Source organism: Paenibacillus sediminis (assembly GCF_017873765.1).
GTDB lineage: Bacteria > Bacillota > Bacilli > Paenibacillales > Paenibacillaceae > Paenibacillus_AG > Paenibacillus_AG sediminis.
The window spans coordinates 62516-88662 of sequence record NZ_JAGGKP010000007.1 but is presented as its reverse complement, the minus strand read 5'-3'; the positions used below and the strand labels follow the sequence as shown (position 1 = coordinate 88662).

Below are 26147 nucleotides of genomic sequence, written 5' to 3'. Positions count from 1 at the left end.
CATACCTCTTTGTTAATATATATTAAGAGAGTTTTGAATAAGAGGAGGAGTTCATAAAATATGTTGAAACTTGAAAAATTCAGTCTTCCAACCGAGGGAGAAAAAATAACGATTAACAATGGCAAATTGCAAGTTCCGAACAATCCGATCATCCCATTTATTGAAGGCGACGGTACAGGCCGTGACATCTGGAAAGCTTCCAAACGTGTGCTTGATGCTGCAGTTGAGAAAGCGTATGGCGGATCCAAAAAAATTGCATGGTACGAAGTGTTCGCTGGTGAGAAAGCGTTCAATACTTATGATGAATGGCTTCCGACTGATACGATTGCAGCTATTCGTGAATACATTGTTGCGATTAAAGGACCGCTTACAACTCCAATTGGCGGCGGCATTCGTTCTCTTAACGTAGCGCTTCGTCAAGAGCTGGATTTGTATGTATGCTTGCGTCCAGTTCGTTATTTCAACGGTGTGCCTTCTCCGGTAAAACGTCCTGAACTTGTTGATATGGTTATTTTCCGTGAAAATACAGAGGACATTTATGCAGGTATCGAATATAAAGAAGGATCAGAAGAAGTGAAAAAAGTGATTCGCTTCTTGCAAGAAGAAATGGGCGTTAAGAAAATCCGCTTTCCTGAAACTTCCGGTATCGGTATTAAACCGGTTTCCTCCGAAGGTTCGAAACGTCTTGTACGTGCAGCAGTTGAATATGCAATTAAACATGGTCGTAAGAGTGTAACCTTGGTACATAAAGGTAACATTATGAAATTTACCGAAGGTGCATTTAAAAACTGGGGTTACGAAGTTGCTGAGCAAGAGTTCGGTGATAAAGTATTCACTTGGGCTCAGTACGATGCGATTAAAGAAGCTAAAGGTGTAGATGCAGCGAACGCAGCTCAAAAAGAAGCTGTCGATGCCGGAAAAATTATCATTAAAGATGCGATTGCGGATATTGCGCTTCAACAAGTGCTAACACGTCCTTCTGATTTCGATGTCATCGCGACACTGAACTTGAACGGTGACTATTTGTCTGATGCGCTTGCAGCTCAAGTTGGCGGTATCGGTATTGCACCAGGTGCGAACATCAACTACATTACAGGACATGCCATCTTTGAAGCTACGCATGGTACAGCTCCTAAATATGCAGATCTTGATGTCGTTAACCCAGGTTCTGTTATTTTGTCAGGTGTAATGATGCTTGAGCATTTGGGCTGGAATGAAGCTGCTGACTTGATTTACAAAGGTATGGAAACTTCCATTAACAACAAAACGGTTACTTATGACTTTGCTCGTCTAATGGAAGGCGCTACTGAAGTGAAATGTTCGCAATTTGCAGACGAAATTATTAAAAACATGTAGGGGGCAGAGTTCGATGGGTATTCGGCGTAAAAAAATTACAGTGGTCGGTGCTGGATTTACTGGGGCGACTACAGCGTTAATGCTTGCACAGAAAGAGCTTGGAGATGTTGTTCTTCTAGATATTCCACAATTAGAAAACCCAACTAAGGGTAAAGCGCTCGATATGCTCGAAGCAAGTCCGGTTCAAGGCTTCGACAGCAATATTGTAGGTACTTCTAACTATGAAGATGCTGCTGATTCAGATATCGTTATTATTACTGCAGGGATTGCTCGCAAACCAGGTATGAGCCGCGATGACCTTGTGAATACAAATGCAGGTATCGTTCGTTCAGTCTGTGAAAATGTGAAGAAATATTGCCCGAATTCTATCGTTATTATTCTAAGTAATCCGGTCGATGCAATGACTTACGCAGCTTACCAAACATTAGGATTCCCTAAAAACCGTGTTATCGGTCAATCCGGTGTACTGGATACGGCTCGTTATTGCACATTCATCGCTCAAGAGCTGGGTGTGTCGGTAGAAGATGTTCGCGGATTCGTGCTTGGCGGACATGGTGATGATATGGTGCCTCTAGTTAGATACTCCAATGTTGGAGGTATTCCTATTGACACTCTTATTCCACAGAACCGTATTGAAGAGATTGTACAACGTACGCGTGTTGGCGGCGGTGAAATCGTGAACCTGCTCGGTAACGGCAGTGCTTATTATGCGCCTGCGGCATCACTCGTTCAAATGACGGAAGCGATCATCAAAGATAAGAAACGTATCATTCCAGTCATTGCTTACCTCGAAGGCGAGTATGGCTATCAAGATTTGTTCTTGGGCGTACCGACGATTCTTGGCGGAAACGGCATCGAGAAAGTATTTGAGCTTGAACTCACGAGCGAAGAAAAAGCGGCCTTGGATAAATCTGCTGATTCTGTTCGCAATGTCATCAAAGTGGTACAAGGATAATATTGTCAAAATTTTGACAATTCACGTAAGAAAACCTTCTAAACGCAGAGGGTTTTCTTTTCTTTGTTTATTTTGATGGGTATAATGTAAATAGTTGTGATCAATATGCCTGCACCGAGAGGAGGTTATATACATGAATCAAGTTCTTATGTTTCTTCACATCCTTGGGGCGCTATCCATGGGCTTTTACATAGTACTGCCTTTTATTATTGGTAAACTTGGCAGTATGTCTCTTGCAGCGCAAGAAGGAGCTATTGCGACGGTTAGCCAATTAAATCGGATTGCTCAATTTGGTTTAGTGGTTCAGCTGCTGACAGGCGGCTACCTCATGACCCAAGGAACATACTCCGTCCCTTGGATGATTGTTGTTACATTGCTGTTCCTTGCGATTTCTGCAATTGGTGGTATTATGGGTAAACCGCTGCGTAACATTTTAAAAGGAATTCAAGAGAAAAAAGAAGAACCTTCTGAGACCGGAAAAATCCGTACACTGAGTGCACTCCTCACCATTTGCTTTGTAGTCATTGTATTTTTCATGGTGTACAGCACAATTATTTAAGAGGTTCGACTTTTCAGAGAAAAAAGGCTTGTTCTGTTTGGTACAGGACAAGTCTTTTTTTGTGCATATTACACTTGGTTTGTGCCATCCTAATATAGGGTATTTGTGAAATGAGCGGATTTGAAAGGAGTGCTGGACGAAGATGGCATCTAACCATCAGCAAAATCAAAATGGAAAGCAACAACAAACGTTGCCTCCGCAGCATCAAAATCAGCAGCCAGGTATTGAAGCGATCATGAATCCACTCCCTGTATTTACAGACGTTCAGTATAAGCCGGCTGGTAAATTGCAGGACAAAGCAGCCATCATTACAGGTGGAGACAGTGGAATCGGCAGAGCTGTAGCCGTTGCATTTGCGAAGGAAGGAGCTGATATCTCTATTATATATTTGAATGAGCATGATGATGCGGAAGTGACGAAGAAGCAAGTCGAGCAGGTTGGACGGAGGTGTGTACTCATATCAGGAGACATCGGTGACGAGACTTTCTGCCAGGAGGCCGTCAGCAGGACGGTGAATGAACTGGGTAAACTGAATATTGTTGTCAATAATGCGGCAGAGCAGCATCCGCAGCCTAAAATTGCAGATATTACATCTAATCAGCTTGAGCGAACTTTCCGGACTAACATTTTTGCGATGTTTTATCTTACGAAAGCGGCGATGCCGTTTCTGAAAACGGGGAGCACGATTATTAACACAGCTTCGATTACCGCATATCATGGACACCCTCAGCTTATTGATTACTCAGCTACGAAAGGGGCGATTGTCAGCTTTACAAGAGCACTGTCCATGAATGTTGTAGGTCAAGGAATTCGTGTAAATGCTGTAGCCCCAGGACCGATATGGACTCCGCTGATCCCTTCAACTTTTGATGCGCAGCAAGTCAGCACATTTGGTGCAAATACACCGATGAAGCGTCCTGGTCAGCCAGCAGAGCTGGCTCCAGCATATGTCTATTTAGCTTCGAGCGATTCTGCTTATATGAGTGGACAAGTGCTTCACATTAACGGAGGGGAAATCGTGAACGGTTAACTTATTAACCTAGTCTCATTTAGCAGCATGAGGCTAGGTTTTTTTGTATAAAGCAAAATATTTTACATAAAGAGGCATCATCTCGATTTTTCATATGATATGATGATATGAACAAGCAATTTTCCAGAAAGGATGAAGACCCGATTATGAACCGGAAAATGAGCAAAGAAAATGCCGAACATTACATTTGGGGCAATCACTGTGACGGATGGCATTTAGTGAACCGGGATGATTTGAGTGTTATTCATGAACGAATGCCTGCAGGAACTTCCGAGATCAGACATTATCATATGAAGAGCCGGCAATTTTTTTATATTTTATCGGGTACAGCTACTTTTGAAATAAATGGCGAAGTGATTAACTTAAGTCCTCAAGAAGGGATTGAAGTTGCACCGCAAGTTCCGCATCAGATGATGAATCAGTCAAATGAAGATATCGAATTTCTCGTTATTTCTCACCCCAAAAGCCATGGAGACCGCAATCTCGCATAGTTAGTTACAACATCAAATGCAAAGGAAGAGTAATATGAAGCCTTTTCGGATTCGATTGACCGTCATGTTAATGATCTTAATAGGTGTATCTGTGTTAGCAGCAGGGTTAACGATGGCTAAAGTGTTTGAAGACTCCCACGTGGAAGCACTGGAAGAGAATATGACCCGGGAAATAAATCTGCTGCAGAGCACCTTCTCATTCATTACGCCAACGGACCCTAATACCATACAATACTATACGGAAAGTGCGAAAAAAATCGCAAGCTTAACGGATTCCCGTGTAACATTCATATTAAAAGACGGGAAAGTCATCGGTGATTCAGAGAGCGATCCGCTGAAAATGGAGAATCATGCAAATCGGGAAGAGATTGTTTCTGCGAAAAAAGATGGTGTTGGATATGCCATTCGTCACAGCCATACATTAGGTGAAAATATGCTGTACGTTGCCGAACCAGTCCATTCCATAACTGGATTTGACGGGTATATCCGATTGTCTATGAGCCTGGCAGCCGTTGATGCAGGATTGCTTAAAGGCTGGACAGTGATGATTATAGGCCTGATCATTCTTTTCCTAGCTGCGGTCGTCGTAAGTTATTATGTGGCGACGGGCCTAACTAGACCCATTGAACATATTACAAAAGTGGCGAATCAAATCTCAAATCTTGATTACAATGCTCGGGTGAAACTGCAGCGTAAAGATGAGATTGGTCAGTTGGGTCAAGCGATTAATGGTATGGCTGACAGCCTTCAGAATCAATTGACACGCATTCGCGACAATGAGGATTTGCTCCAAAATGTATTAGCGAATATGACTAACGGAATCGTCATGGTTGATGCTTCGGGAATGATTGCGCTAGTTAACCGAGAAGCGGAGCGAATTTTGCAAATTAAAGCAGAACAAGTGATGGGCAAATCATATAATGAATTAAAGAGATATTATGAACTTACGAAGTTAATTCGTGAAGGTATTGTTCATAGAGTTAGGATGCATGAGGAACATTCAATCTTTGATCCAGTGGAAAAACTGCTAGCGATCGACGGGGTGCCCATGTTTGATGATAATGGAACCTACAGAGGGATGTTATTTCTATTGCAAGATGTAACGGCAATCCGCCGCTTGGAACGAATGCGCAGTGAATTTGTCGCGAACGTATCTCATGAACTCAAGACACCGATTGCAGCTGTTCGCGGTTTTGCAGAGACGCTGTTGTCAGGAGGGGTTACGGATGAAGAGACTGCTAAATCATTTCTGCAAATTATTTACGATGAGAGTGAACGATTAAATCGGCTCATCGGAGACATTTTGGAATTGTCCAAAATTGAATCCAAACGCGCATCGCTTGAACTTTCGCCAGTTCATCTTCATTCATTTTTCGAAACGGTGTTCGAAATGATGAATACGGTCGCGGAGAAAAAACATATTCGACTAAAGATGGATATACCAGCTGAGCTGTATATTGAGGCAGATGAAGATCGAATCAGACAAATTTTTGTTAATTTATTATCCAATGCAATAAACTATACACAAGAAGGCGGTCAGGTCAAAGTTACCGCTCAAAGTATAAATGAGGGCCAAGAAAACGAGAAAGTGCGGTTTACAGTATCGGATACAGGTATAGGAATACCGAAAAAAGATTTGCCGCGTATCTTTGAACGATTTTATCGGGTCGATAAAGCTAGATCACGGAATTCTGGAGGAACCGGTTTAGGCTTATCCATTGTTAAACATTTAGTTGAAATGCATCATGGAACGATCTCAGTGGAAAGTGAGCTTGGAATCGGAACGACGTTTATTATTGAGCTTCCGCTAGTTCAAGAGGTTGAAGCAAGTATGTAACGATTTTACACGGCGTTAACAATTTGATGATATATTCATTTAAGAATTTAGTCATTGGGGGTTGATGAATACGCAGCGCTTATTAGTCATTGAAGATGAACCGACATTGGCACGACTGTTATCTTATAACTTAACCCAAGAGGGTTACGAAGTGACAGTTGAAGATCACGGAACTACAGGGTACGAAATAGCACGAAAATCCCATTTTGATTTAATATTACTTGATTTGATGCTTCCTGGCATGAACGGATTTGAAATATTAAACAAGCTTCGCAGCGAAGGTATTCGGACACCGATTATCATTTTAACCGCTAAAAACGCTGAGGAAGAAGTCGTTCAAGGGTTGAAAGCGGGAGCTGATGATTATATTACAAAACCTTTCGGTGTATCGGAACTTATGGCGCGTGTCTCTGCGGTATTAAGAAGAGCCTCTGGTATTGAAGATAAGCCGGAGCCTGCTAACAGTGAAGCGGAGCCAGCCATTCAGCTCGGTGAACTTGTAATATATCCTGAGAGATATGAAGTGTTGTTAAGCGGAGTACCGATTACTTTAAGGCCGAAAGAGTTCGAGGTGCTGTTGTACTTGGCTCGCAAGCCAGGAATTGTTATGACGCGAGATGATTTGATGAACGCCGTTTGGGGATTTGACTACATCGGAGGACAACGAACGGTTGACGTTCATGTCAGCTCGCTTCGCAAGAAACTAGAGCTTGATCCTGAATCGGTGCATATTGATTCCATTCGAGGTGTTGGATATAAACTCGTCGTTAATAAAAAGCCGAATTCCCAGCGTGTATAAAATGGGAATTCGGTTTTTTTATCTGAATATTTACATCAAGTAAACATTCTCAGAACAATTCATTACTATACTGACTCTAAGTGTATTCTTGACAAAGAAGCAAAGGGGATTTGAGCAAAATGTCATTGTCGTTGATTCAAAGAGAGAGTCAGCAACGTCAAGACACCTTAGAACGAAAACATACACATCGTGAAAACGGCATAAATGTTATGGATTATTGTAGGCATGCCCCAGTCATCTCTGCTGATGAGAAATGTCAGGATGTAATGAAAGTTTTTGGGAAAGAGGCAAAGTCGGATTGCGCAGTTATTTGTGAGGAATTTAACAAGCCTGTAGCTCTTCTTATGCGTGACCGATTTTATCGTCGCTTGACGAGTCGTTTTGGGGCCGATCTATATTATCATTTACCGGCGTTTCAATTTGCAGATGAGAATTGTTTAATGGTTGAAAGTGACGTGCCTATTCAATCTGTTATCGATTTGGCTTTAGAAAGAACCGACGAACATTTTTATGATTGCATCATTTTAACGAACGAAGGACGGTATATAGGAATCCTTACTGTTAAAGATCTATTGCAAATCTCAAGACGACTGCAAGAACAGGCAAACGATTCACAATTACATATATTAAACGAAACAGATTATTTAACAGGTCAAATCGACGGATCCATCAACGAGCTTACGACAGCTGCAGATGCAGGTGTACATGAGTCAAAGGCGATGTCGGAGATGACTAATCTTGGCAGAACACAGTTAATGAAAGTCAAACAATCTTTAGAACAAGTCGTTTTAGAGTCCTCTCTTCAGGAAAATAATGCAGCAGAACTGAATGAGAGAGTTAGGCACATTACTTCGACAACAGATGCGATCAGAGAACTAGCGGAACAGAGTCAGCTGCTCGCTATCAATGCTTCGATCGAAGCCGCTCATGCCGGTGAACTTGGCCAAGGATTTGGCGTTGTATCAGAGCATATGCGTCATCTAGCTCAGCAGACGAAAAGCTTATCCGAAAATATTATTAACATGCTTCATTCTATTAAGAATACTGCAGATCAAACGAAGCATTTGACTCAGACTGTTCGTGATGAGCTGACACAAAGCAATCAATATGTCGAAGAAGCCGTTACTCAATTTGAAGCGTTGTTAGAGTCTGTACTTGCTGGAGAGAAGAGAAGTCAGCAAATGTTCACCTATGCTTCGGCTGCAATGGAGAAAACAGCCATCGTCAGATCAGAGCTCTTGAAAATTCGAAGTATGAAAATGAATGATTAACAGATTAATGTTAACGATTAACGATATAGATTTTACATTGCGTTTACAATTGTCTCTATTATTGTTAACAAACGATCTATAAAATGAGAAGCGTCATTGGAGTTGCTAGTTTCCTTGGAGAAGGAGAAATGTATAATATGAACGCACTCATTCATATTGATAAATTGAATTTATATTATGGTCATTTTCATGCACTGAAAAATATTTCTTTAGATATACCGAAAAAAACAATCACAGCTTTCATTGGTCCGTCAGGCTGCGGGAAATCGACGCTGTTAAGAACACTGAATCGAATGAATGATATGATCCCTAGTACTCGTATCGAAGGTACTGTTAACATTGGCGGTACAAATATTTATAGTGATGAAGTATCCGTAGAGGATCTTCGCAAGCGAGTGGGGATGGTGTTCCAACAGGCGAATCCATTTCCTAAAACGATTTATGACAACGTCGCTTACGGCCCTCGTCTTCATGGAATTACGAACAAAGCTGAGCTTGATAAGATCGTAGAAAAGAGCTTAAGACAGGCTGCACTTTGGGATGAAGTTAAAGATGTACTCAAAAAATCAGCAATGGGACTTTCAGGTGGACAACAACAACGGCTCTGTATCGCTCGGGCACTTGCAGTTCAGCCGGACATCCTGCTCATGGATGAATCGACGTCAGCGCTTGATCCAATCTCGACTCTTAAAATAGAAGAGCTGGTTCAAGAACTGAAAGATCAGTACACGATCGTCATGGTCACTCATAACATGCACCAAGCTGCACGTATTTCGGATCGTACCGTCTTTTTCCTAAATGGTGAAGTAGTCGAAGCAGACGATACGAAAACGTTGTTCTCAAATCCAAGCGACTCGCGCACTGAAGACTATGTTTCTGGACGTTTCGGTTAATTAGCGAAGGAGGGCATTTAGTACACATGGTACAGAGAAAAGAATTCGATCAAGAGCTGGAAGCACTAAAAACACTGCTGACTCAAATGGGAGAGCATGTGGAAAAAGCATTAAAAAACGCAGTTAAATCATTGCAAACACTCGATACCATCAAAGCATCTGAAGTTATTCAAAAAGATGCTGAGCTGAATGCAATGGAAGAGAAAATTATGGATATCGGTTCAAGTCTAATCGTGACACAACAACCGGTAGCTAAAGATCTGCGACGGATCATCGTTGCGTTCAAAATTTCTAGTGATTTAGAGCGAATGGGGGATTTGGCCCTTGATGTCGCTAAAGTAACGATGAGACTTGAAGGACAGCAATTAATTAAACCGCTTGTTGATATACCGCGAATGTCTGAAATCGTCATACAAATGACAACCGATTCGATTACCGCTTATTTGGAAGAAAATACCGATCTGGCTTATAAAATGGCGAAGAACGATGACCAAGTCGATCTCATTTATAGTCAAATCATCGGTGACCTCTATAAATTGATGATAGAAAAACCAGAGAATGTCTCACAAGCGATGCTCTTAACGCTTGTTGGAAGGTATATTGAACGAATCGCTGATCATGCGACGAATATCGGCGAAAGTGTTGTCTATCTAGTAACAGGTAAACGTCCTGATTTGAATGCATAATAAATCAAACAAAAAGCGCTGAAAAAGTCAGCGCTTTTTGTTTTTTCTATATTATACGCGCCTGTGGTATCATATAAGAAGCGAAATATGACCAAGGTAGGTGCTTTAATGGACAAACTTATTCTCATAGATGGAAATGGAATTATTTACAGAGCTTTTTTTGCAATGCCGCCGCTTACGAATTCGAGCGGGGTACATACGAATGCAGTGTACGGATTTACGAACATGCTGCTTCGCCTCATTGAGGAGGAGAAGCCGACACACATTTTGGTTGCATTCGATGCAGGGAAAGTGACTTTCCGTCACGAAGGGTACCAGGATTATAAAGGTACACGGCAAAAGACACCGCCAGAGCTTTCTGAGCAATTTCCGCTTATGAAAGAGCTGCTTCAAGCTTTCGGTATTGCGCAGTATGAACTTGAAGGCTATGAAGCAGATGACATCATTGGAACTGTAACCAAACTTGCTGAACAAGAGAATCGTCAGGTCATCGTCGTTACCGGTGACAAAGATATGCTTCAGCTTGCTTCAGATCATATTAAGATTGCGCTTACTCGAAAAGGCGTTACGGAAATCGAGATGTACGGACCAGAGCAAGTGATGGAACGTTATGGATTGACTCCAAGTCAAATTACGGACCTCAAAGGACTGATGGGCGATACTTCTGACAATATTCCAGGTGTACCTGGTGTGGGTGAGAAGACTGCGCTTAAACTTCTTCATCAATATGGTTCCGTCGAGGAATTGTTGGCTCATACAGATGAGCTGAAAGGGAAGCTTAAGGAGAACATTGAAACTCACGCAGAAAGCGCGCGGATGAGCAAGCAGCTTGCGACGATTTACCGTGATGTCCCGTTAACGCAGACGTGGGAACATATGAAATTTTCCGGACTTCAGGCAGACACCGCAGTTCCAGCGCTTCGTAAATTGGAGTTTAAATCTCTCCTTGAACGGCTATCACTGGTCACGAGCGGTGAGGCTGAAGTGTCAGAGCAGGACATCCCGGCAGAAGAACTGAACGTTAAAATCGTCACTGAACAAAATATGCATGAGCTGGAAGGAGCTCTATCTCAAATTGATGTGCTCCATGTGGAAACACACGGTGACAATCCGCATCAAGCGAGCATCGTTGGTATCATTATGTCCAGCCCAGAAGAGCAGTTCTATATTCCAATAGAATTGCTTAAGAGTGATTCCGGACGTAAAGTGGCGGAATGGTTCGCCGATTCCAAAATATCTAAACGCGGATATGATTTGCACCGTACAGATTTAGCTCTTCATTGGCACGGAATTACATTTGCCGGCGCATCCTTCGACGTTCAGCTCGCAGCTTATTTGCTTGATCCTACGGAAGCAAATCAGGAAATAAGCGATCTTGCGCGAAAATACGGCTTGCCTTCTTTACCGCTTGATGAAGACGTCTTCGGTAAAGGAGCTAAATACAAAGTGCCTTCCGAGGACGTGCTTACCGTTCATCTGGCGCGAAAAGCTGCTGCGCTTCGCAAAATCATATCGAAGCAGGAAGAAGAGCTGCGAAGCAATGAAATGAACCGGCTTTTCTACGACATGGAGATGCCTCTTTCACGTATTTTGGCAGATATGGAGAAGCAGGGAATCAGTGTACACAAGGATGATCTTAGAGCGCTTGGTAAGGAATTTGAAGAACAGCTGGATAAACTTGTTCAGCAAATTTATGAAATTGCAGAAACTGAATTCAATATTAATTCCCCTAAGCAATTAGGTGAAATATTGTTTGATAAGCTTGGACTGCCTGTCATTAAAAAAACGAAAACCGGCTATTCAACCGATGCAGAGGTTCTAGAGAAGCTTGCGCCGTATCACGACATTGTGCAGTTTATTTTGCAGTATCGTCAATTAGCGAAGCTTCAGTCTACTTATGTGGAAGGCTTGCTCAAAGAAATTCGTCCGGAAACCGGCAAAGTGCATACGTATTATCGGCAGACGATTGCGGCGACAGGACGCCTCAGCAGTCAATTTCCTAATTTGCAGAACATTCCGATTCGTCTTGAGGAAGGACGGAAAATTCGCAAAGTGTTCGTTCCTTCTGAACCTGGATGGTACATTTTAGCTGCTGACTATTCACAAATCGAACTCCGCGTTCTAGCGCACATTTCAGATGATGAAAGGCTAAAAGAAGCGTTTCTTCATGATATGGATATTCACACCAAGACAGCTATGGATGTATTCGGCGTAAAAGCTGAAGAAGTAGATGCAAATATGCGCCGTTCAGCAAAAGCGGTTAATTTCGGTATCGTATACGGAATTAGTGATTATGGTCTTTCCCAAAATTTAAATATTCCTCGGAAAGAAGCAGCACGCTTCATAGAACAATACTTTGAAGTGTTCCAAGGTGTAAGACGTTACATGGATGAAATCGTGAAGGAAGCGAAGCGAGACGGCTATGTGAAGACGCTGCTTGAGCGCAGACGCTATTTGCCGGATATTAATGCTTCTAACTTTAATCTTCGGTCATTTGCAGAGCGAACAGCAATGAATACACCGATTCAAGGTACAGCTGCGGACATTATTAAGCTCGCAATGATTCAAATGGATCAGGCGCTTCAGGATCATAGATTGAAGAGCCGTATGCTGCTTCAAGTGCATGACGAATTGGTATTCGAAGTGCCGGAGGATGAGCTTGAAACGATGAAGAAACTAGTTCCTGAGACGATGGAAAAAGCATTGCCGCTGTCTGTTCCTTTGAAAGCGGAAGTAAGCTATGGTGTAAATTGGTATGAGGCCAAATAGTAACCCCAAATGACTCTATTTCCGTTATAATGAAGGTGAGGTGAAGTCATTATGCCGGAATTACCGGAAGTAGAGACCGTTAAACGAACTCTTAACCGGCTTATTGTCGGTAAACAAATAGATTCAGTCACCGTGTCGCTCGGACGTATTATTCAGCGGCCGGATGACACTCAGCAATTTGCGCTTGAACTAGCAGGACATACGATTCAGCGAGTGGAGCGCAGAGGGAAATTTTTAAGAATATTGCTCGATGATCTCGTGCTCGTGTCCCATTTGCGGATGGAGGGGCGCTACGGTGTATACCGTAAAGACGAGCCTGTAGAAAAGCATACACACGTTATTTTTCATTTTACAGACGGTACGGAACTGCGATATAAAGATGTCCGTCAATTCGGCACAATGCATTTGTTTAAGCCTGGTGAAGAATTTACGTTGCCGCCGTTGGCTAAACTGGGAATGGAGCCGCTTGACGAATCTTTTACGCTCGATCGGTTCAAGTCAGTACTGTCGAAACGGAAAGTGAAAATTAAACCGTTGCTCCTCAATCAGGCATATGTCGTTGGGATTGGGAATATTTATGTGGATGAGGCGCTTTTCAGGGCAGGCATTCATCCAGAGCAGATGGCGAACACAATCTCTGATAAACAGTGGGCTGCTCTCCACCAGGCCATTATAACTACGTTAACCGACGCAGTGAAGGCGGGAGGCTCTTCGATTAAATCCTATGTCAATGGACAAGGTGAAATGGGCATGTTCCAGCATCAGCTCCAAATTTATGGCAGAAAATCTGAACCTTGCGCCAAATGCGATACGTTAATCGAGAAAACAGTTGTCGGAGGGCGCGGTACGCATTACTGTCCTTCTTGTCAAAAATTGAAACAGCATAAGTCTTAAAACCAAAACAAAATGCGGATGCACGTGCACTAGTCATTCCCCATATAATAAACCACATTTAAAAATAGGCGGGAGCTGCGTCATGGAACGCTGTCAGAGTCTCTCGCTTCGAAACATGGGGAGGAATGCGCTGTGCTTCCGCACATTATATCTTTAGTGGCACTTGCTTTTGCACTCAGTTTGGATAGTTTTGGTGTTGGTATTACATATGGTCTTCGTAAAATGAAAATACCGCTTATATCGATCTTGATCATCTCTGCCTGCTCCGGCTTGATCATTTATGCCAGCATGCAGCTTGGCGTTCTGTTGTCGAACGTCATCTCGGAGCGTGCAGCATCAAGTGTAGGGGCTGTCATATTGATTGGCATGGGCTGTTGGTCTCTTTTTCAACTGTTAACGCAGCGTGAGGTTAGTTTAGAGCATCCGCAGACCATGGATACTGAATTCAGCACATCTAATGATAAGACCGTATTCTCTCTGGAAATTAGAAAATTAGGACTTGTCATTCAAATACTGCGTACGCCTTCAGCGGCGGACGTAGACCGTTCAGGGACGATTTCGACTGTCGAAGCGATGTGGCTTGGAATGGCTTTATCACTTGACGCATTCGGGGCAGGACTTGGCGTCGCACTGCTCGGATTTCAACCGCTATGGACGGCGCTTACCATTGCACTTTTTAGCGGAATGTTTATTGTACTAGGAATGAAGATGGGATTTCGTGTTGCCAAAGAAACGTGGATTCGCAGGTTTACGGCTCTCCCTTCCCTTCTGCTCATCTTGATCGGAATAATTAAGCTTTTATGAGGTGAACACATGAATATTGGACTGACCGGAGGAATTGCGACTGGTAAAAGTACCGTGTCGTCGTTCCTTGTTAATCGGGGCGCCTTGCTTATTGATGCAGATGCGATCGCCCGTGAAGTCATGCTTCCCGGGCATCCTGTCTTGGAAGCGGTTGTAGGGCGATTTGGACAAGCTATATTGCAAGAAGACGGGACATTGAACCGTAAAAAGCTGGGTGAGCATATCTTTACACACCCTGAGGAGAGAAAAGCGCTTGAAGCGATTACGCATCCTGCCATTCGGGCAGAGATCCGCTTCAGGTTAGAGAAATATCAACAGGATTTTCCGAACAAGCTTGTTGTTGCGGATATTCCGCTTCTGTACGAATCGGGATTAGAAAACCTATTTGAAGAAGTTATGGTCGTCTATGTGCCTCGGGAAATTCAAATTCAGCGGCTTATGCAAAGAGATCAGATTTCCATGGAACAGGCGGAAGCGCGGCTTCGCGCTCAAATGGATATTGAAGTGAAAAAACAAAAAGCGGATATTGTGATCGACAACAGTCACGGATTAGCAGAGACAGAAAAGCAAATTGAACTTTTTTGGCAGGGTAAGGGTCTGTCATGAAGCTGCTGCGTAAAAAAAGAACCCTTCTGCTCCTTTTTCTCACTTTTGTGCTTGTTCTGTTTTTTAATTCGAATTGGATGTCATTGTTCTATCCTATTCATTATAAAGAAGAAATTCAAAAGTATGCACAGAAGTATAATGTCGATCCGTTCCTTGTTGCATCGATTATTCGAGTGGAATCGAATTACAAAACAAGTAAGGAATCTAAAAAGGGTGCCTTGGGTATTATGCAAGTGATGCCGGATACGGCAAGATGGGTAGTTAAGAAGGCAAAATTCCACGAAGTTAGTTTGGAGCAAATAAAAGATGAGCCGGATACCAATATTCAAATAGGGGCATGGTACCTAGCATTATTGCAAGAGCAATTCGGGAATAACAAGGTTGCCGTTATCGCAGCTTATAATGCGGGGCCAGGTAATGTGAACAATTGGCTGAAAAAAGGGATTTGGGACGGCACTTTAGAATCTGTACAGAATATACCGATTGGGGAAACAAGGCACTATGTACAACGTGTCATTTACTATTATAATCAGTATACGGACATTTATGAGAAGTTTGGTGCTGGAATGAAATGAAAGAAGAGCTGGACGGATTATTTACCAATCCAGCTCCTCTTAGTAGATTATCGGCTAACGAATTGACCAGCTAATTGTTGTTCAGCCAAGGTCACCAAACGTTTAGTAATGTAACCTCCGATCGAACCGTTTTCGTAAGAGGTTAAGTTACCTGCGTATCCGTCTTGTGGGAAATTAATGCCAAGTTCTTGAGCAACTTCGTACTTCATTTGTTCGAGTGCACCAGAAGCTTGTTTAACAACCAAGTTGTTGGAGCTGTTGTTGTTTTGGGCCATTGCTGTTCACCTCCTTGTGGTTGGTACAAGTATTATGTGCCTGAATGATAATCTTCATTACAAAATGTTAAAGTGTAGTTATTGGAAGCTTGGGAATTCATCGAGAGATAATAAAAGGAAGTGAACTTATTGAAGTGCCCGTATTGTGATCATCTAGGGACTAAAGTATTAGATTCAAGGCCGGCTAATGATAACAAGTCGATACGTCGCCGGAGAGAATGTGAGAAGTGCAATCGCCGGTTTACGACATTCGAGATGATCGAAGAGGCCCCGCTGATCGTCATTAAGAAAGATGGAAGCCGCGAGGAATTTAGCCGGGATAAAATATTGCGAGGTTTAATTCGTGCCTGTGAGAAGCGTCCCGTATCTGTAGAACAGCTTGATATGATTGTATCGGAAGTTGAAAAATCACTTCGCAATACAGCAGTTGCTGAAGTCGAGAGCCGTCAAATTGGGGAGCGTGTGATGGAACAGCTCTATCCATTAGATGAAGTAGCTTATGTGCGCTTTGCATCCGTGTATCGTCAATTTAAGGATATTAATATGTTCATGAAAGAATTAAAAACGCTGCTCTCTAAGGATACATCTGATGATGAGTAGATAAAAACAACAAAGACCCTTGCAACCAGGGTCTTTTATGATTTATGAGCATATTCATTGGTGGAGCATAGGGGATTCGAACCCCTGACCTTTTCGCTGCCAGCGAAACATTCTCCCACTGAACTAATGCCCCGGCTATCTATTTTTTTCTATAAAACGGAATTTGTCTTAAACAGTTAATAATTTATCAAAATTGCTTAGAGGTGTCAATGAATTTACAGTATGAAAAAGCCCCGAATAATGTGCTTTTTCTGCAATCAGGGCTCTTTAATTCAATAAATGTCATTTGCTTTTCGTTGCAACATCATACTAGTCATTATTCCAAGAGCAGTCCCAATAACCCCAAAAACGGAAACAGTCGTTATTGTAGGCGTAGCTGTCATACTGTACAGAAATGAAATTCCGCTGCCGAGTGTAGTTCCTGCTAGAAAACCAAGCGATGCTCCTACATCTTTACCTATCTTCATCGATCCCACCTCAAAGTCTAAATTCATAACTTTAAGTTTATCCATTTGCTATGATTTAATGCTCGTTGTTTTGCAAGATGCAGTCTGCAAATAAAATGGATCTTGGAATTCTAAAAAATTGTTCGGTTTTTTGCTGATAGGTTGCCGACGGCAAAATCCCTTGATGGAGCCATTTACGGAACGTTCCCGGATGAACGCCGATCCAATTCGCGATATCGGTAACGGATAGATCGTGAACCATACATAGTCCCGCCAAAATTTTATTTTTTACAGGTGAACGAGTAATGGTTCGTTTCATAAATCGAGAAGGTTCGGGCTGACAAATGATGGGTTGCTTATTAAGTACGGATTCGTTAAACAAAATGTGACGAGGGTATCCAAGTTCACCGCAAACACGTTCACTATTCTTTTTACCGGGTTGACGTCCTTCATAGACCCAGGCACTTACACTTCGTGAAGAGACTGATAGATTCTCAGCGAGCTGAGAAAGTTTAATATCGTTTGCCATTAAGATGGCCAGTAATACACGATTGCGAATTTGACAGCGGGTAGGTTTACGAAAACGTTTGACGCGAACACCTTTGCCTAAATATTTACGGTTCATCAGAGACCACGCCTGGATGTTATGTTTCTCTTGTTGTACTGGCATATTTCCTCCGATATTTTTTCTTAAAGCGTACAATATTTATGGGGTTGGTTTCAAGTTTACGGTCATATCCATTATATGACAAAAGATACATAAAAGAGGAAAGCTTAGCTGTTTTAATAGATAAAGGCTGAACAAATAGGGAACAGTGTGTTATATTTTGTACAGAGAATAGCGTTTACAATTTAAGGAGCGAAGCTAAATGATAAAGCACATTGTTTTCTTCAAGTTGAAAGATCCATCACCAGAAATCGTCGAAAAAACAGCAGCTGTTTTGCGTAATATGGAAGGGAAAATTTCGGGGCTGAAACAAATTGAAGTCGGAGTCGACGTCGTTCGTTCAGGGCGTTCATATGATATCGCTTTAATTACAGTATTTGAGACGTTAGAGGATATTGAGGCGTATCAAGTTCATCCTGTGCACCAAGAAGTGATTAAACATATGAATGAAGTACGCGAAAGTTCTGTCAGCGTTGATTATTATATATAACCTAAATATTCAGGAGGGTAATCGCCTTGTACTACGTAAATCAGGAGCAAATTCATCGTCGCTTAAACATGATTCCAGATATCACCTCCGCTCTAAGAAATATGGCTGAGAAGTGGGATGGAAGCCTTCTGCTCGCTTTCGCCCAGGAACGGGCAATCCATTTGGCTATTGAGGTCGTAACAGATGTAGGAAGCTATCTCATTGATGGTTTTATCATGCGTGATGCCAGCAGTTATGAGGATATTATCGAAATTATTCATGAGGAAAAAGTGATCGGAGACGATATTTTCGAAAGTTTGATGGAACTGGTTCGTTTCCGTAAACCTCTTGTTCAAGAATATTATAACCTGGAACGGAGTAGTCTTCATTCACTAACTGCCGTAATGCCTGATGTACTTACTCAATTTGCAGAAAGTGTACTTCATTATTTGGCTGCTGAACTGTAAATGAATAAAGGAAAGAACGTTGAACCCTATTCGGTGTGAAAGCCGCTTAGGGTTTTTTATTATTTTTATTTGCGAGAGTAACAGGATGAGCCCAGTGTGCTTATAATACATCAAAGATATAGGCATTTGCCCTAGAAAGAAAGGAAAGGTGATACCGAATGATGGAGTGGAGCGCTGCGGTTGTTGCTGCTTCGTTTGTATTGCTTGTGGCTGCAGTCGTATATATTCTATATAAGCTGCACAACGTTCTTAAGCAGACAAATCAAGCGATGATCGAGATAAGGCAGCATGCAGAAGTGATCGCACGTGAAGCTGAAGTTGTTCTGCAGCAAGGGAAAGGCGTCCTTTCGAGAATGGATCGGCAAATACAGACGATCGAGCCTGTATTCATTTCCATCCAAGGTGCTTCAAAACAGCTGCAAAAAATGACATCATCGGTAAACGGAATAGCGGAGTTTGCTAATAAGCTCACATTAAACCGAGTAAACCAGGCGCACTTAGAGAACGAACAACGATTTGGCGAAATGTTCCGCTGGTTCGATGCGGGACTTACAGTTTGGCATTCTTGGTGCAGTCATCAATCCATTCATTCAAGAGGCAATGACCAGAAGTAAGGAGGAATTAGGATGCGGGAAAAGAACAAAGGTTTGTTGTGGGGTGCACTCATCGGTGGTGTGGTAGGATCTGTTACAGCATTATTATTTGCGCCTAAACCTGGGCGAGAGCTTCGTCAAGATATTGCAGATGGAGCGAAGCAAGTCGGCGAGACATCCCAGCTTATTGCGAGTAAGGTGGGAGAACAAAGCTCTCAAATTTATGAGAAAATTAAAGGTACTGCAGAAGACGTCATTCACAATTTCCAATCTTGGCGCGAGAAGAGAAATAGTGAGTCCTCTTCTGAAATTGAACAAGAAGCCGCGCTTGAAACAGAACCAGAAGTAAAAATTTCTTCTTTCAAATTATCCTCGTTTGATTCTGAGTCAACAGCGGGACCAATCGGAGATTGAAGTTAACATGATGAAAACCATCCTTTTGTTTGAATGAACAAAAGGATGGTTTTTTGGGAATCATAAAGTTGTCCATCTATTGTTTTGCTTCATTTGTTAAAAATTATAAATGTGCTTTCCTTGAATGCATCTATATTTTGCAGTAAGATTTATAAGTACAATTTGCCTCTTGCTGCATATCGTAACAGGAGAGCAATAGAAACTTAATAGAAGGAAGCGGTGTGTTCGTGCAGCAAGCAATCGCAATACTAGATTCCGGTGTAGGGGGGCTAACCGTTGTTAAGGAAGTGATGCGACAGCTCCCACGGGAAAAAGTCATTTATTTTGGAGATACTGCCCGAACGCCATATGGACCCCGTTCGTCTGAAGAAGTTAGAAAGTTTACAGAGCAAATTGTTGACTTTCTTATTGAATTCAATCCGAAAATGATCGTCATCGCCTGCAACACGGCTACGGCTGCTGCGCTTGATTATATTAGTGCGAAGGTGTCTATTCCCGTGATCGGTGTCATTCATCCAGGGGCTCGTGCGGCGATTAGTGCTACGAAAACAGGTCATATTGGTGTCATTGGCACACTCGGAACAATTCGCAGCGGAGCCTATGCATCAGCTCTTAAAGAATTATCGCCTTACGTTGAGGTAATAAGTCAGGCCTGCCCAGAATTTGTCCCTATCGTAGAGAAAGGGATGTTCAGGTCAGAAGAAGCTAAACTTGTAGTACAAGATTCTCTTCAAGACATTAGAAATTATCCAATTGATTGTCTTATTCTCGGTTGTACGCATTATCCATTCCTTGCGGATACAATCCAAGAGGTAATGGGGCACAATGTGAAGCTCATTAGTTCTGCTGATGAGACGGCGAGGGAAATAAGTACGATATTGTATGATAAAGGTCAGCTCGCACGCGGAGTGGAGACACCTATACATCAATTTTTTTGCAGCGGGGATCCCCAAATATTTAAGAAAATTGCACAAGAATGGCTCGGAGAACAAATCAATTTGACGCCGATTGTTTGGCAAGCATCTACAGTTTAATTGTTTACGGACAAGACGAAAGTACCCTATAACTGGTACTTTCGTCTTTTTGTATTTAAGCAGATTATGGACATGCGTTCAGGCATATTGTGTAGTGATCATTCCATTTTGGTGTCATGTTATTGAATTTACATGAAGGGGAAGATGACATTGATTTATTATGAAACGGTAAGAGGGGATACCCCTCGTCGTATAGCATTCAAATATGGAGTATCGTTACACAGCTTGATGAGCACGAATCAGTGGATGGATGAACAGACATATTTATGGCCAGGTCAGATCGTACTAGTGGAAAAAAGAGCACCGCAAAAATATAAAGTTCAGCCGGGAGATACACTATCCATCATTGCAGAAGCATTTGGGGTTAGTAGACTTGAATTATTACAAGCTAACCTTCATCTACTCAATAAACCATGTGAAGCCGGCGTGGTCATTGTTATTCCGCCCAAGTCTAACGATAGCCGAATTGTAACGCTGGAAGGTGAGTATGGTTATTCGAATATGATGCGCCATATTGAGCGGCTAACGGCAACTTATCCGTTCGTTACTGCTGAGGTGATCGGGAGAAGCGTTATGGGCAAACCAATACCTGCCATACGAATTGGCTGCGGACCAAGGCAAGTTCATTTTAATGGCGCTGTGCATGCGAACGAATGGATCACATCGCCATGTCTCATGCAGTTTATAGAAGATTATGCGTGTGCTTTGTATAGAGGTGTCTGTTGGCAACATTACAATGTAACGGATTGGTACAATCACAATACATTATGGATCGTTCCGATGGTCAATCCAGATGGGGTAGAAATCGTGCAAGAAGGAGTTCATCCACTGCATCCTTACTATCATCAGCTACTTGAATGGAACAACGGCAGACGACAATTTAGACGTTGGAAGGCGAATATAAGAGGGGTAGACTTAAACGACCAATTCCCGGCACACTGGGAGGAGGAGCGAGAACGAAGAGGCAAATGTTCACCAGCTCCGCAGGACTATAGCGGCCCTTCGCCTTTAAGTGAACCTGAGTCAGTGGCTTTGGCCTGGCTAACTGACAGGGAGAAGTTCGATCTCGCCCTTTCCTTGCATACCCAGGGGAGGGAGATCTATTGGAACTACCGCAGCTTTGAGCCAAGCTATGCAGAGTACTGGGCCCTCCGTCTTGCTAGGGCAGGAGGCTATAGGGCTGTCAAATTATCAGGGAGCGATGCGGGGTATAAGGATTGGTTCATCGAGAAGTATGGCAAACCTGGATTTACAGTAGAGGCGGGTACTGGCATTAATCCTCTGCCGCTGACCGATTATGAAGACATTTATGCAGAAGTTTCATTGATTTTAGCCGAATGTTTAATGTTACAATAGAGTACGGACATTATAATTGGATTGGAGTGAATCAGCATGAAATGGAGAAAATTATGGTCACTTCGCAGATGGTCCCATGTTTTCCGGCGGCTGCCAAGATTACTCACTTCTCCAGAAGTTTCACTAGGAGACAAGCTGCTGTTTGTTATTCCTGTTATTCTATACTGGGTACTGCCGGATGTTCTTCCAATGATTCCTCTCGATGATATAGGCGTAACGATGTTGCTGATGAACTGGTTCGTGAACCGAGTGGAACGGAAATATCCATCGATTTTGTAACAAGTGATGTCTACTACTCTTTCGCCAAACATATCCGCTTGCAGGAATGTTAATGTTTCTTTACAATAGAAATATTCGAGTTTAAGACTATCCATTCTAGGAGATGAACAATATGAATTGCAAAATTACTCGCAATGCTGCGAAAAAGATAAAGGAAGAATTGGCGAAAGAGGAGAACAAAGGTCTACTGCTAAAAGTTGTTATTACTCATCATCATGGTGACCATGTTCATTATGGCTTAGATTTAGCCAAACCAACTGATAAAGATACAGTCGTGTCTACAGATAAAGAAATTGATGTGATTCTTGATCCGAATGAACCGTTCCTTGACGGTGTGAAAATCGACTATTTGTATTTCCCGGAAGAAGGTTTCATCATTACTAATCCTTCTAAAGGGGACCATGGTCATCAACACTAAGGTCTATAAAAAAGAAGGGAAAGAAAATGGCTAACGATATACGCATTTGCGATGAATGTAATTATATTAAGTTAAAGACGATTATCCCTAAGTTGCAAAAAATGGCTCCGGACGCTGATATTAAGATTGGTTGTAAATCATATTGCGGTCCTTGCGGCAAGCGAGCATTTATATATATCAACGGCCGTTACGTCAGCGCTCCAACGGAAGACGAGGCAATCGAGAAGGCACTTCCTTTTGTTAAAAAATAAGGATGAATGAAGCGGTAATTCGCGATTCATACTAACAGGGTAGCAGGAACATGTAGAGAAGGGAGCGTTTATATGTCACGTTACGATTCCAGTCTGCAGTCCCAAAACCCATTTTCCCAAGCACAACATTCAGTTGAGAAACTGCACCGTGCCGTATCTTCGGCGATGTCGCATCCTACCGATCAGACGGTGAATCAAGCATACAGCCGTCTTGAACATACGGAAGTTTCGGTTAGACAGGCTGAAGATAGTCGAAATCATCAGCCGGTCGAGTTAGCTGAAGAAATGCTTGCGGAAGAGAAGGAACGATTGGCTGAGGCCTCTGCAAGCCTCGAAAAGAAAAATCAGTCTGAATAGCTCCTGTAAGGGCAGCCTGTAAAGTGTAAAAGCTTTGCAGGCTGTTTTTATTTTAATGATATAATGATGGTTGTAAGTCAATTTAATCTAGCGGAGTTGGGAGGATATCGTATGAAGCATATTACAGATACTGTGACGCTTAATAATGGCGTGCAAATGCCGTGGTTCGGCTTCGGTACATATAAGGCTCAGGGCAACGAAGTTGAGAAAGCAGTAGAGGTAGCATTGCAAGCAGGTTATCGAAGCATTGATACTGCCGCGATTTACGGTAATGAAGAGGAAGTAGGACGTGCGATTGCAGCGAGCGGTATTAATCGAGAAGAGCTGTTCGTGACAACCAAGCTGTGGAATGACGATCAGGGATACGATTCTACACTCCGTGCCTTTGAAGAAAGTCTCAAACGTCTTCATCTCGATTTCATTGATTTATATCTCATTCATTGGCCAGGTAAGGATAAATATACAGAAACGTGGAGAGCATTTGAGAAATTGTACGAGGAAGGAAGAGTGCGTGCGATTGGCGTTAGCAACTTCCACATTCATCATTTAGAAGAGCTGGCGAAGAGCAGTCATATTGCTCCGGCAGTGAACCAAGTGGAACTTCATCCACGCTTCATCCAGAAGGAATTGCGAGATTATTGCAGCCTTAAATCTATTCAGATTGAAGCTTGGGCGCCGCTCATGAAAGGCAAATTGAACGATAACGAAACGCTTATCAGCATAGGTAACAAATATGGCAAAACACCGTCACAAGTCATTCTCCGCTGGAACATTCAGAGCGGCATCGTTACAATACCTAAATCGGTGACGCCTTCACGGATTATAGAAAATGCCAATATTTTTGATTTTGTATTAACAGAGGAAGAATTGAATCAGATTACATCTCTTAATAAAAATGAACGTATAGGCAGAAATCCTGAGGAAGTTCTCTTCTAAATATCAAAAAACCGGTTCCCATTGAGGGAATCGGTTTTTGTTTTATTTGTTCTGTTCATTTTCAAGTCGTGCAAGAAGATCATAAGTGATCACTTTGTCTGAAATGTTCAGCCTTTTCTGTCCTTCTTCATATCCTCGGCGACAAACGTTGACATCAGTCATTTGGCGAGTTGATAGATCGTAACAGCTTCCGTTCTCAAATATATTGTCTGCTGACGGAATATAGAAGACTTTGCTGTCGCTGAAGGCCCCGGAGCGGAGTACGACTAACTTGTCTTTTTGCTGATCATCAAACAAGTTGTTGCCCATCATATAATAATGCTCAGCCTGGATACCGAGAAGATGCAGAACAGATGGCGTTAAGTCAAGCTGGCCTTCTGCTTGAGTCTTAGTCTCGCCGCCATTTCTCCCGTCAGGTAAATGTACCAGCAAAGGAACTTGGTTCATGATCTGCTCCATATCGAGATTAGAGATTGGCTTATGAAGAAATTTCTCATAATCATCTTTATCATTAATCGAGTTATCATGATCTCCGTAAATAAAGAGGATGGTATTGTCCCACAGCCCTTGTTCTTTCATCTGCTGCACCATTTCCCCTAATGCTTCATCGACGTAATGAATGGATTGCAAATAGTCTCCGAAAATCGTACCTTCGAACTCTCCTACATTCAATTTTTGCGTTTCCTTCGCTAACTTATATGGGTGATGGCTGGAGAGCGTAATCAGGAACGAATAGAATGGCTGCCTGTCGCTCTTCATCATATTGAGAGATTGTTTTAAAAATGATTTATCACCAAGTGACCACCCCAGCGGTTCATCGATTTTAAAATCTTTGATGCTGTAGAAATGGTCATATCCCATTTCTTTATACATCGTATATCGATTCCAGAAGCTGCTGTCATACGCATGAAATACTGCCGTTTCATATCCCTTCTCATCCAGAATAGATGACAGTGAATCGTATTTAGAATCTGGATAGCGGACAAATACGGAACCCGCCCCAAGCGGATGCAAGGACGTATTGGTTGAGAAGTCTGCATCAGAAGTTCGGCCTTGTCCCGTTTGATGATAGTAATTGCTGAAATACATACTCTCTTTCATCAATTTGTTAAAGTTCGGCGTAATTTCCTGACCGTTAATCGATTGTCCAATCATGAAATTCATCATGGCCTCAACCTGCACGACCATGACATTACTGCCGCTGTAAGCGCCAAATGTATCATTTTTAACATGAAGCTCGTTACTTCTGACCGCAAACCAATCTTTAATCTCGTCCAGTTCCGCCTGTGGAAGCTCCTTCTTAGGACCAAAGTGTTCTTTGCCATAACGATAAATGTCATAGCCATGAAAGCCAAGAAGTCCTGTCACATTATATAGAGAAAGGTTCCACCAATTCCCTTCAAATATGCCTTTAGCCCAAGTGGAAGTATAATCTTTAATTGGCGCAAAAGTTAAGATACAGCCAAGCACAAAGACAGCGATGCCGGCGAAAGTTCGCTTTAAAGCCTGTTTAAGAAACAAAGGTCTTGGTATGTAACTATCATGGATTGAATCGCGTCTGCTCCTTGTCTTTGCCAGCACTTGATAAGGAATGTATAACAACCAATCGATAAAGAAGATGAGGTCAGTCCATTTAAGAAGAGATTCAATACTATCTCCGAGCGAATCAACTTGTCCTGCCTGAAGCAAAACTGGAACAGTGATGAAATCTTGGAAATAGCGATAGTAGACTAAATCGGAAAATATGAGAGCCGTTAACAACACGTTCAGGATGACATATGCGACACTCCTGCCTCTAGGCGGAAGCCAGAACACCCAGAAAGATGCAAGCAAAATGGAACCGATTGCAATAATGTAATCAAGCGGACCCATATCAATATTCGGTATGTTAAGATTGTGATGAATGAACACCAATTTAAATAGAATCAATGAAGTGAATAGTAGATAGCCGAAATAACGGTTCTGGAGAAGTCTGCTCAGGGAGCTCTTCATACCGCGATCACGACTATAAAGCGAAGACTTCGTAATCATTGGAGGGCTTTTCCTCCCTTTTCATGTAT

General features: G+C 42.4%; 31 protein-coding genes and 1 tRNA gene. 27 read left to right on the top strand and 5 right to left on the bottom strand.

What is annotated here, in order from left to right:
- Positions 1-60: 60 nt before the first annotated feature.
- The 15 genes from icd to J2Z20_RS13310 all read left to right on the top strand — a co-directional run bounded on the left by icd (position 61) and on the right by J2Z20_RS13310 (position 15525).
- On the top strand, positions 61-1356 hold the full coding sequence (gene icd / locus J2Z20_RS13380) for an NADP-dependent isocitrate dehydrogenase (RefSeq protein WP_209851108.1): 1296 nt from the start codon (positions 61-63) through the stop codon (positions 1354-1356).
- Between the two features lie 13 nt (positions 1357-1369).
- Entirely contained in the window at positions 1370-2311 is a 942-nt protein-coding gene (mdh, locus tag J2Z20_RS13375; protein ID WP_209851105.1) for a malate dehydrogenase, read from the top strand.
- Positions 2312-2444: 133 nt separating this feature from the next.
- Positions 2445-2870 carry a hypothetical protein gene (locus J2Z20_RS13370; protein ID WP_209851102.1) on the top strand — a complete coding sequence of 142 codons (426 nt, stop codon included), beginning with the start codon at positions 2445-2447 and terminating at the stop codon, positions 2868-2870.
- Between the two features lie 142 nt (positions 2871-3012).
- On the top strand, positions 3013-3900 hold the full coding sequence (locus tag J2Z20_RS13365; RefSeq protein WP_209851099.1) for an SDR family oxidoreductase: 888 nt from the start codon (positions 3013-3015) through the stop codon (positions 3898-3900).
- Between the two features lie 146 nt (positions 3901-4046).
- Positions 4047-4391 carry a cupin domain-containing protein gene (locus J2Z20_RS13360; protein WP_209851097.1) on the top strand — a complete coding sequence of 115 codons (345 nt, stop codon included), beginning with the start codon at positions 4047-4049 and terminating at the stop codon, positions 4389-4391.
- A 34-nt stretch (positions 4392-4425) separates the two neighbouring features.
- Entirely contained in the window at positions 4426-6228 is a 1803-nt protein-coding gene (gene pnpS, locus J2Z20_RS13355) for a two-component system histidine kinase PnpS (protein ID WP_209851094.1), read from the top strand.
- Positions 6229-6292: 64 nt separating this feature from the next.
- On the top strand, positions 6293-7027 hold the full coding sequence (locus J2Z20_RS13350) for a response regulator transcription factor (protein ID WP_209851091.1): 735 nt from the start codon (positions 6293-6295) through the stop codon (positions 7025-7027).
- A gap of 119 nt (positions 7028-7146) precedes the next feature.
- Positions 7147-8298 carry a methyl-accepting chemotaxis protein gene (locus J2Z20_RS13345; RefSeq protein WP_209851088.1) on the top strand — a complete coding sequence of 384 codons (1152 nt, stop codon included), beginning with the start codon at positions 7147-7149 and terminating at the stop codon, positions 8296-8298.
- A gap of 137 nt (positions 8299-8435) precedes the next feature.
- On the top strand, positions 8436-9191 hold the full coding sequence (gene pstB / locus J2Z20_RS13340) for a phosphate ABC transporter ATP-binding protein PstB (RefSeq protein ID WP_209851074.1): 756 nt from the start codon (positions 8436-8438) through the stop codon (positions 9189-9191).
- A gap of 26 nt (positions 9192-9217) precedes the next feature.
- Positions 9218-9877 (top strand): phosphate signaling complex protein PhoU, encoded by a 660-nt coding sequence (gene phoU / locus J2Z20_RS13335; protein ID WP_209851071.1) that lies wholly within the window; start codon positions 9218-9220, stop codon positions 9875-9877.
- A gap of 108 nt (positions 9878-9985) precedes the next feature.
- Entirely contained in the window at positions 9986-12646 is a 2661-nt protein-coding gene (gene polA / locus J2Z20_RS13330) for a DNA polymerase I (RefSeq protein WP_209851068.1), read from the top strand.
- A 51-nt stretch (positions 12647-12697) separates the two neighbouring features.
- The gene (mutM, locus tag J2Z20_RS13325) at positions 12698-13540 is read left to right on the top strand and encodes a DNA-formamidopyrimidine glycosylase (protein ID WP_209851065.1); all 843 of its coding nucleotides are present in this window, start codon (positions 12698-12700) and stop codon (positions 13538-13540) included.
- 132 nt (positions 13541-13672) lie between these two features.
- Positions 13673-14344, top strand: a complete 672-nt coding sequence (ytaF, locus tag J2Z20_RS13320) for a sporulation membrane protein YtaF (protein ID WP_209851063.1) — start codon at positions 13673-13675, stop codon at positions 14342-14344.
- Between the two features lie 9 nt (positions 14345-14353).
- Positions 14354-14950 (top strand): dephospho-CoA kinase, encoded by a 597-nt coding sequence (coaE, locus tag J2Z20_RS13315; protein WP_209851060.1) that lies wholly within the window; start codon positions 14354-14356, stop codon positions 14948-14950.
- Positions 14947-15525 (top strand): lytic transglycosylase domain-containing protein, encoded by a 579-nt coding sequence (locus tag J2Z20_RS13310; protein ID WP_209851057.1) that lies wholly within the window; start codon positions 14947-14949, stop codon positions 15523-15525. The genes coaE and J2Z20_RS13310 overlap by 4 nt, the downstream gene beginning before the upstream one ends.
- Before the next feature lie 47 nt (positions 15526-15572).
- Here the strand turns inward: J2Z20_RS13310 and J2Z20_RS13305 are convergent, their stop codons facing one another.
- Positions 15573-15800, bottom strand: coding sequence for an alpha/beta-type small acid-soluble spore protein (locus J2Z20_RS13305; RefSeq protein ID WP_209851053.1), 228 nt, complete (start codon positions 15798-15800; stop codon positions 15573-15575).
- 129 nt (positions 15801-15929) lie between these two features.
- Between J2Z20_RS13305 and nrdR the strand changes: the two genes are divergently transcribed.
- Positions 15930-16400 carry a transcriptional regulator NrdR gene (gene nrdR, locus J2Z20_RS13300; RefSeq protein WP_209851050.1) on the top strand — a complete coding sequence of 157 codons (471 nt, stop codon included), beginning with the start codon at positions 15930-15932 and terminating at the stop codon, positions 16398-16400.
- A gap of 58 nt (positions 16401-16458) precedes the next feature.
- Here nrdR and J2Z20_RS13295 read toward each other — a convergent pair.
- From J2Z20_RS13295 to J2Z20_RS13285, 3 genes are all read right to left on the bottom strand, one after another.
- Positions 16459-16533: transfer RNA gene (locus tag J2Z20_RS13295), tRNA-Ala, on the bottom strand.
- 139 nt (positions 16534-16672) lie between these two features.
- Entirely contained in the window at positions 16673-16867 is a 195-nt protein-coding gene (locus J2Z20_RS13290; RefSeq protein WP_209851047.1) for a hypothetical protein, read from the bottom strand.
- Between the two features lie 55 nt (positions 16868-16922).
- Entirely contained in the window at positions 16923-17516 is a 594-nt protein-coding gene (locus J2Z20_RS13285) for a helix-turn-helix domain-containing protein (RefSeq protein ID WP_209851044.1), read from the bottom strand.
- A 199-nt stretch (positions 17517-17715) separates the two neighbouring features.
- Here J2Z20_RS13285 and J2Z20_RS13280 point away from each other — a divergent pair, with 199 nt between their 5' ends.
- The 11 genes from J2Z20_RS13280 (at position 17716) to J2Z20_RS13230 (ending at position 24087) form a co-directional block, all read left to right on the top strand.
- A complete protein-coding gene (locus tag J2Z20_RS13280; RefSeq protein ID WP_209851041.1) occupies positions 17716-18003 on the top strand; it encodes a Dabb family protein in 288 nt (95 codons plus the stop codon).
- Positions 18004-18029: 26 nt separating this feature from the next.
- A complete protein-coding gene (locus J2Z20_RS13275) occupies positions 18030-18449 on the top strand; it encodes a DUF86 domain-containing protein (protein ID WP_209851038.1) in 420 nt (139 codons plus the stop codon).
- A 158-nt stretch (positions 18450-18607) separates the two neighbouring features.
- Positions 18608-19063, top strand: a complete 456-nt coding sequence (locus J2Z20_RS13270) for a DUF948 domain-containing protein (RefSeq protein WP_209851035.1) — start codon at positions 18608-18610, stop codon at positions 19061-19063.
- 12 nt (positions 19064-19075) lie between these two features.
- The gene (locus J2Z20_RS13265) at positions 19076-19456 is read left to right on the top strand and encodes a YtxH domain-containing protein (protein WP_209851032.1); all 381 of its coding nucleotides are present in this window, start codon (positions 19076-19078) and stop codon (positions 19454-19456) included.
- Between the two features lie 227 nt (positions 19457-19683).
- Positions 19684-20490 carry a glutamate racemase gene (racE, locus tag J2Z20_RS13260; RefSeq protein ID WP_342454311.1) on the top strand — a complete coding sequence of 269 codons (807 nt, stop codon included), beginning with the start codon at positions 19684-19686 and terminating at the stop codon, positions 20488-20490.
- A 144-nt stretch (positions 20491-20634) separates the two neighbouring features.
- On the top strand, positions 20635-21846 hold the full coding sequence (locus J2Z20_RS13255) for a M14 family zinc carboxypeptidase (RefSeq protein ID WP_209851024.1): 1212 nt from the start codon (positions 20635-20637) through the stop codon (positions 21844-21846).
- Positions 21847-21882: 36 nt separating this feature from the next.
- Positions 21883-22125 carry a hypothetical protein gene (locus J2Z20_RS13250; RefSeq protein WP_209851021.1) on the top strand — a complete coding sequence of 81 codons (243 nt, stop codon included), beginning with the start codon at positions 21883-21885 and terminating at the stop codon, positions 22123-22125.
- A gap of 112 nt (positions 22126-22237) precedes the next feature.
- Positions 22238-22543 carry a HesB/IscA family protein gene (locus J2Z20_RS13245; protein WP_209851018.1) on the top strand — a complete coding sequence of 102 codons (306 nt, stop codon included), beginning with the start codon at positions 22238-22240 and terminating at the stop codon, positions 22541-22543.
- 26 nt (positions 22544-22569) lie between these two features.
- Positions 22570-22794, top strand: coding sequence for a YuzB family protein (locus J2Z20_RS13240; protein WP_209851016.1), 225 nt, complete (start codon positions 22570-22572; stop codon positions 22792-22794).
- 72 nt (positions 22795-22866) lie between these two features.
- Positions 22867-23151, top strand: coding sequence for a hypothetical protein (locus J2Z20_RS13235; protein ID WP_209851014.1), 285 nt, complete (start codon positions 22867-22869; stop codon positions 23149-23151).
- A 111-nt stretch (positions 23152-23262) separates the two neighbouring features.
- Positions 23263-24087, top strand: a complete 825-nt coding sequence (locus J2Z20_RS13230) for an aldo/keto reductase (RefSeq protein ID WP_209851011.1) — start codon at positions 23263-23265, stop codon at positions 24085-24087.
- A gap of 42 nt (positions 24088-24129) precedes the next feature.
- Here J2Z20_RS13230 and J2Z20_RS13225 read toward each other — a convergent pair whose 3' ends face one another.
- A complete protein-coding gene (locus J2Z20_RS13225) occupies positions 24130-26118 on the bottom strand; it encodes an LTA synthase family protein (RefSeq protein WP_209851008.1) in 1989 nt (662 codons plus the stop codon).
- Between the last annotated feature and the right edge of the window lie 29 nt (positions 26119-26147).

Excerpts from the sequence above, each read along its gene's own strand:
- icd (WP_209851108.1), top strand. The coding sequence starts at position 61 with ATGTTGAAACTTGAAAAATTCAGTCTTCCAACCGAGGGAGAAAAAATA.
- mdh (WP_209851105.1), top strand. The coding sequence starts at position 1,370 with ATGGGTATTCGGCGTAAAAAAATTACAGTGGTCGGTGCTGGATTTACT.
- J2Z20_RS13370 (WP_209851102.1), top strand. The coding sequence starts at position 2,445 with ATGAATCAAGTTCTTATGTTTCTTCACATCCTTGGGGCGCTATCCATG.
- J2Z20_RS13365 (WP_209851099.1), top strand. The coding sequence starts at position 3,013 with ATGGCATCTAACCATCAGCAAAATCAAAATGGAAAGCAACAACAAACG.
- J2Z20_RS13360 (WP_209851097.1), top strand. The coding sequence starts at position 4,047 with ATGAACCGGAAAATGAGCAAAGAAAATGCCGAACATTACATTTGGGGC.
- pnpS (WP_209851094.1), top strand. The coding sequence starts at position 4,426 with ATGAAGCCTTTTCGGATTCGATTGACCGTCATGTTAATGATCTTAATA.
- J2Z20_RS13350 (WP_209851091.1), top strand. The coding sequence starts at position 6,293 with ATGAATACGCAGCGCTTATTAGTCATTGAAGATGAACCGACATTGGCA.
- J2Z20_RS13345 (WP_209851088.1), top strand. The coding sequence starts at position 7,147 with ATGTCATTGTCGTTGATTCAAAGAGAGAGTCAGCAACGTCAAGACACC.
- pstB (WP_209851074.1), top strand. The coding sequence starts at position 8,436 with ATGAACGCACTCATTCATATTGATAAATTGAATTTATATTATGGTCAT.
- phoU (WP_209851071.1), top strand. The coding sequence starts at position 9,218 with ATGGTACAGAGAAAAGAATTCGATCAAGAGCTGGAAGCACTAAAAACA.
- polA (WP_209851068.1), top strand. The coding sequence starts at position 9,986 with ATGGACAAACTTATTCTCATAGATGGAAATGGAATTATTTACAGAGCT.
- mutM (WP_209851065.1), top strand. The coding sequence starts at position 12,698 with ATGCCGGAATTACCGGAAGTAGAGACCGTTAAACGAACTCTTAACCGG.
- coaE (WP_209851060.1), top strand. The coding sequence starts at position 14,354 with ATGAATATTGGACTGACCGGAGGAATTGCGACTGGTAAAAGTACCGTG.
- J2Z20_RS13310 (WP_209851057.1), top strand. The coding sequence starts at position 14,947 with ATGAAGCTGCTGCGTAAAAAAAGAACCCTTCTGCTCCTTTTTCTCACT.
- J2Z20_RS13305 (WP_209851053.1), bottom strand. The coding sequence starts at position 15,800 with ATGGCCCAAAACAACAACAGCTCCAACAACTTGGTTGTTAAACAAGCT.
- J2Z20_RS13290 (WP_209851047.1), bottom strand. The coding sequence starts at position 16,867 with ATGAAGATAGGTAAAGATGTAGGAGCATCGCTTGGTTTTCTAGCAGGA.
- J2Z20_RS13285 (WP_209851044.1), bottom strand. The coding sequence starts at position 17,516 with ATGCCAGTACAACAAGAGAAACATAACATCCAGGCGTGGTCTCTGATG.
- J2Z20_RS13280 (WP_209851041.1), top strand. The coding sequence starts at position 17,716 with ATGATAAAGCACATTGTTTTCTTCAAGTTGAAAGATCCATCACCAGAA.
- J2Z20_RS13270 (WP_209851035.1), top strand. The coding sequence starts at position 18,608 with ATGATGGAGTGGAGCGCTGCGGTTGTTGCTGCTTCGTTTGTATTGCTT.
- J2Z20_RS13265 (WP_209851032.1), top strand. The coding sequence starts at position 19,076 with ATGCGGGAAAAGAACAAAGGTTTGTTGTGGGGTGCACTCATCGGTGGT.
- J2Z20_RS13255 (WP_209851024.1), top strand. The coding sequence starts at position 20,635 with ATGACATTGATTTATTATGAAACGGTAAGAGGGGATACCCCTCGTCGT.
- J2Z20_RS13250 (WP_209851021.1), top strand. The coding sequence starts at position 21,883 with ATGAAATGGAGAAAATTATGGTCACTTCGCAGATGGTCCCATGTTTTC.
- J2Z20_RS13245 (WP_209851018.1), top strand. The coding sequence starts at position 22,238 with ATGAATTGCAAAATTACTCGCAATGCTGCGAAAAAGATAAAGGAAGAA.
- J2Z20_RS13240 (WP_209851016.1), top strand. The coding sequence starts at position 22,570 with ATGGCTAACGATATACGCATTTGCGATGAATGTAATTATATTAAGTTA.
- J2Z20_RS13235 (WP_209851014.1), top strand. The coding sequence starts at position 22,867 with ATGTCACGTTACGATTCCAGTCTGCAGTCCCAAAACCCATTTTCCCAA.
- J2Z20_RS13230 (WP_209851011.1), top strand. The coding sequence starts at position 23,263 with ATGAAGCATATTACAGATACTGTGACGCTTAATAATGGCGTGCAAATG.
- J2Z20_RS13225 (WP_209851008.1), bottom strand. The coding sequence starts at position 26,118 with ATGATTACGAAGTCTTCGCTTTATAGTCGTGATCGCGGTATGAAGAGC.